The 4,024-nt window shown below is 73.3% G+C and carries 2 protein-coding genes; both read right to left on the bottom strand.

The window, feature by feature from the left end:
* The coding region (locus tag AB0B72_RS40030) for a beta-ketoacyl synthase N-terminal-like domain-containing protein (protein ID WP_367745019.1) at nt 1-968 on the bottom strand (968 nt) is incomplete at its 3' end.
* Nucleotides 969-1,003: 35 nt separating this feature from the next.
* Nucleotides 1,004-4,024: type I polyketide synthase (locus AB0B72_RS40025; protein WP_367745018.1), on the bottom strand; the 3,021-nt coding region annotated here is incomplete at its 5' end.

Raw genomic sequence — 4,024 nt, 5'->3', positions numbered from 1 at the left:
TGCCGGATCACCCGCTGCTGCGACGGACCATTCGGCGCCGTCAACCCATTCGAAGCACCGTCCTGATTCACCGCCGAACCCCGCACCACGGCCAGCACCTCATGCCCGTTCGCGACAGCGTCCGACAACCGCTCAAGCAGCAGCATCCCGACACCTTCGGCCCACCCCGTGCCGTCGGCCGCCGCCGCGAAGGACTTGCACCGGCCGTCGGCCGCCAGGCCTCGTTGGCGGCTGAACTCGATGAACGTGTCCAGGGTGGACATCACGGTCACCCCGCCCGCCAGAGCAAGCGAGCACTCCCCCTGCCGCAGCGCCTGCACCGCCAGATGCAACGCCACCAGCGACGACGAACACGCCGTGTCCACCGTCACCGCCGGGCCCTCGAACCCGTAGACATAGGAGAGACGACCGGAGGCCACGCTGCCCGCGCTGCCGTTGCCGAGGTAGCCCTCGACCTCCTCGGGCGCCCGCCGCAGGCGGCTGGCGTAGTCGTGGTACATGAGCCCGAGGAACACCCCGGTACGGCTGCCGCGCAGCGGCCCCGGGTCGATGCCCGCCCGCTCGAACGCCTCCCACGACGTCTCCAGCAGCAACCGCTGCTGCGGGTCCATCGCCAGCGCCTCACGCGGGCCGATGCCGAAGAAGGCCGGGTCGAACTGGTCGGCGTCGTGCAGGAAGCCGCCCTCGCGAGCGTAGAAGGTGCCCGGCCTGTCGGGGTCGGGGTCGTAGAGGCGCTCCACGTCCCAGCCCCGGCCGCGCGGGAACTCGCCGATCACGTCGAGCCCCTGGTCGACGAGCTGCCACAGGTCCTCGGGTGTGGTGATCCCGCCGGGATAGCGGCAGCCGATCGACACGATGGCGACCGGCTCGTGCGCCTGCTCCTCGACCTCGAGCAGCCGGCGCCTGACCTGGCGCAGATCGGTCGTCACCCGCTTGAGATAGTCGCGGAGCTTGTCCTCGTTCGACATGGGTCACGCCTTCACAGAGCAGGGAGGTGAGCAGATCAGGAGATGCCGAGCTCGTTGTCGATGAGGTCGAAGATCTCGTCGTCGGTGGCGACGTCGATCTCGAGCTCTCCCATGGGTTCGGTCCCGGCGTTACGCAGAGCGCTCCACTCGGCGAGGAGCGCCTCCAACCTTGAGGTGATCTTGTGCTGGTCGGCCTGGTCCGGAGTGATACCGGCCAGCGTCGCCCTCAGCCGGTCGAGCTCCCCCAGGAGCGGCAGGTCCGGCTCGGCCTCGCCGGGCAGGACCGTCTGCCTGATGAACCGCGCCAATGCCGCCGGGGACGGGTAGTCGAAGACCAGCGTGGCGGGCAGCCGGAGCCCGGCGACCGCGTTCAGCCGGTTGCGCAGCTCGACCGCCGTGAGGGAGTCGAAGCCCAGCTCCTTGAACGTCTGCTCCGGCATGATCGTGGCGGGGGACGCATGGCCCAGCACCGCGGCGGCCTGCATCCTGACGAGGTCCAGGAGCATCGGGTGGCGCTCCGCCTCCGGCAGGGCGGCCAGCCGTTCGGCCAGGCTCGTCCCCGCGGCGGCCGGCGCCTCCGCCGTACGGCGTGCGACCCTTCTGACGAGCCCGCCGAGCAGCGGCGGCAGCGTCCCCGCGGCGGCCTGGCCGCGCAGCGCGGCCAGATCCAGCTTGACGGGGATCAGCAGCGGCTCGTCGAGAGCGCACGCGGCGTCGAACAGGGCCAGCCCCTCGGCCGACGAGATCGGCATGACGCCGGACCTGGCCATCCTGGCCACATCGGCCTGGCTCATGTGACTCGTCATCCCGCCTCGTCGCGCCCACAGCCCCCACGCCAGCGAGACGCCGGGCAGCCCGCGCGAGCGACGGTGCGCGGCGAGCGCGTCGAGGAAGGTGTTGGCCGCCGTGTAGTTGCCCTGGCCGGCGCTGCCCAGAGTCGCGGTCACGGACGAGAACAGCACGAAGGCCGACAGATCGAGGCCGCCGGTGAGCTCGTGCAGGTTGACCGCCGCGTCGACCTTCGCCCGCAGCACGCCGTCGAGGCGCTCGGGGGTGAGCGAGGAGACGATGCCGTCGTCCAGGACTCCGGCGGCGTGCACGACGGCGGTCAGCGGATGCTCGGCGGGCACCGCCGCGAGCACCGTGGCCAGTGCCGCGCGGTCGGCCGCGTCGCAGGCGGCGACGGTGACGGTCGCGCCCAGCCCGGTGAGCTCGGCCGCCAGCTCGGTGACGCCTTCGGCGTTCCAGCCCGTACGGCTGAGCAGCAGCAGGTGCCCCATGCCGTGCTCCATGACGAGGTGCCGCGAGAGCATGGCGCCCAGCGCGCCCGTGCCGCCGGTGATCAGCACGGTGCCCTCCGGGTCCCAATGGAGCCCCTCGCCTGGATCGTCGGGCGCGGCGGCCCTGACCATGCGTGGCACGCGTACGTCGCCGTGCCGTACGGCCGCCTGGGGTTCCCCGGCGGCGAGGACGGCGGCGAGCGCGGCGGGCAGCGCCCTGCCGGGGTCGTCCCCGCCGGGGTCCATGTCGAGCAGGACGAACCGGCCGGGATTCTCCGTCTGGGCGGATCTGATCAGGCCCCAGGCCGTGGCGGCGGCCGGGTCGGGAACGTCGTCTCCGGCCTCGGCGGCGATCGCGCCGCGGGTCACCAGGACCATCCGGCTGCCGGCGAAGCGTTCGTCGGCCAGCCATGCCTGCGCCAGCGCCAGCGCGTGGTGAGCGACGGTCCTGGCAGCCGTCTCCGCCACTCCGCCTGATCCGCTGAGGGAGGCGACGACCACGTCGGGGACGCTCTCCAGGGCCGAAACGCCGGCGTGTCGTTCGATCGGGCTTCCGGCGGCGGAGAGGGCGGCCGCGACGTGGAGCGGGTCCTCGCCGACCACGGCCCACCGCCGGTCGTCCCGCGCGGCGAGCCCGTCGGCGGGCAGCGGCACCCAGCCGATCTGGAACAGGGCGTCGTGCCGCCCGGCTTGGGAGCCGCCCAGTTGGTCGGCGGCGAGCTCCCGGAGGATCAAGGAGTCGACCGAGGCCACGACGTCGCCGTGCTCGTCGGCCACCACCAGCGACACCACCTCGGGTCCCGACAGCGTCAGCCGTACGCGCAGCGCCGACGAGCCGGACAGGCGCAGCCGTACGCCGTTCCAGGAGAACGGGAGCCGCCCTCCGCCGCCTTCGACGATGAGGGTCTGCCTGCCCATCGCGTGCAGAGCGGCGTCCAGCAGCGCCGGATGGATGCCGAACGCGGGGGCGTCGGGACGCTGCTCCTCGGCCAGCCGTACCTCGGCGAAGATCTCGTCGCCGCGGCGCCACGCGGAGCGCAGGCCTTGGAAGGCGGGGCCGTACTCGAAGCCGGCGTCGGTGAGGCGCGTGTAGAGGTCGTCGACGTCGATCTCGTCGGCGTCGGCGGGCGGCCAGCTCGCCAGACCGGCCGAGGAGGCGTCGACGGAGGCCCCGGCGGCGCCGGAGACGAGAACGCCGTCGGCGTTGCGGGCCCAGGGCTCGTCGAAGTCGGCGCCCTCGGCCCGGGAGTAGACCTGCAGCGCCCGCCGTCCCGACTCGTCGGGCTCGGCGACCCACAGCTGCACCTGCACGCCGCCGTCGGCGGGGAGCACGAGCGGGACCTGGAGCGTCAGCTCCTCCAGTACGTCGCAGCCGACCTGGTCGCCCGCGTGTACGGCGAGCTCGACGAAGGCGGTGGCCGGCAGCAGCACGGTGCCCAGCACGGCGTGGTCCGCCAGCCACGGGTGGGTCTGGAGCGACAGCCTGCCCGTGAACAGGAACCCGTCGCCGCCGGCGAGCGGCACGGCGGCGCCCAGGAGGGGGTGGTCCGCGGAACCGAGTCCGAGACCGGACGCGTCGCCGGCGGGCAGGGCCCGGACGTCAGGCCAGTAGCGCTGGCGTTGGAAGGCGTAGGTGGGCAGCTCGACCCGGCGGCCGCCGGGGAACAGCCCGGTCCAGTCCACCTCGACGCCTTGGACGTGGGCCTCGGCAAGGGAGGTGAGGAACCGGTCCAGCCCCCCGTCGTCGCGGCGCAGCGAGCCGACCACGAACCCGTC

This window comes from Microbispora sp. NPDC049125 (assembly GCF_040802045.1).
Classification (GTDB): Bacteria; Actinomycetota; Actinomycetes; order Streptosporangiales; family Streptosporangiaceae; genus Microbispora.
This window is presented reverse-complemented; position numbering and strand designations above follow the sequence as displayed.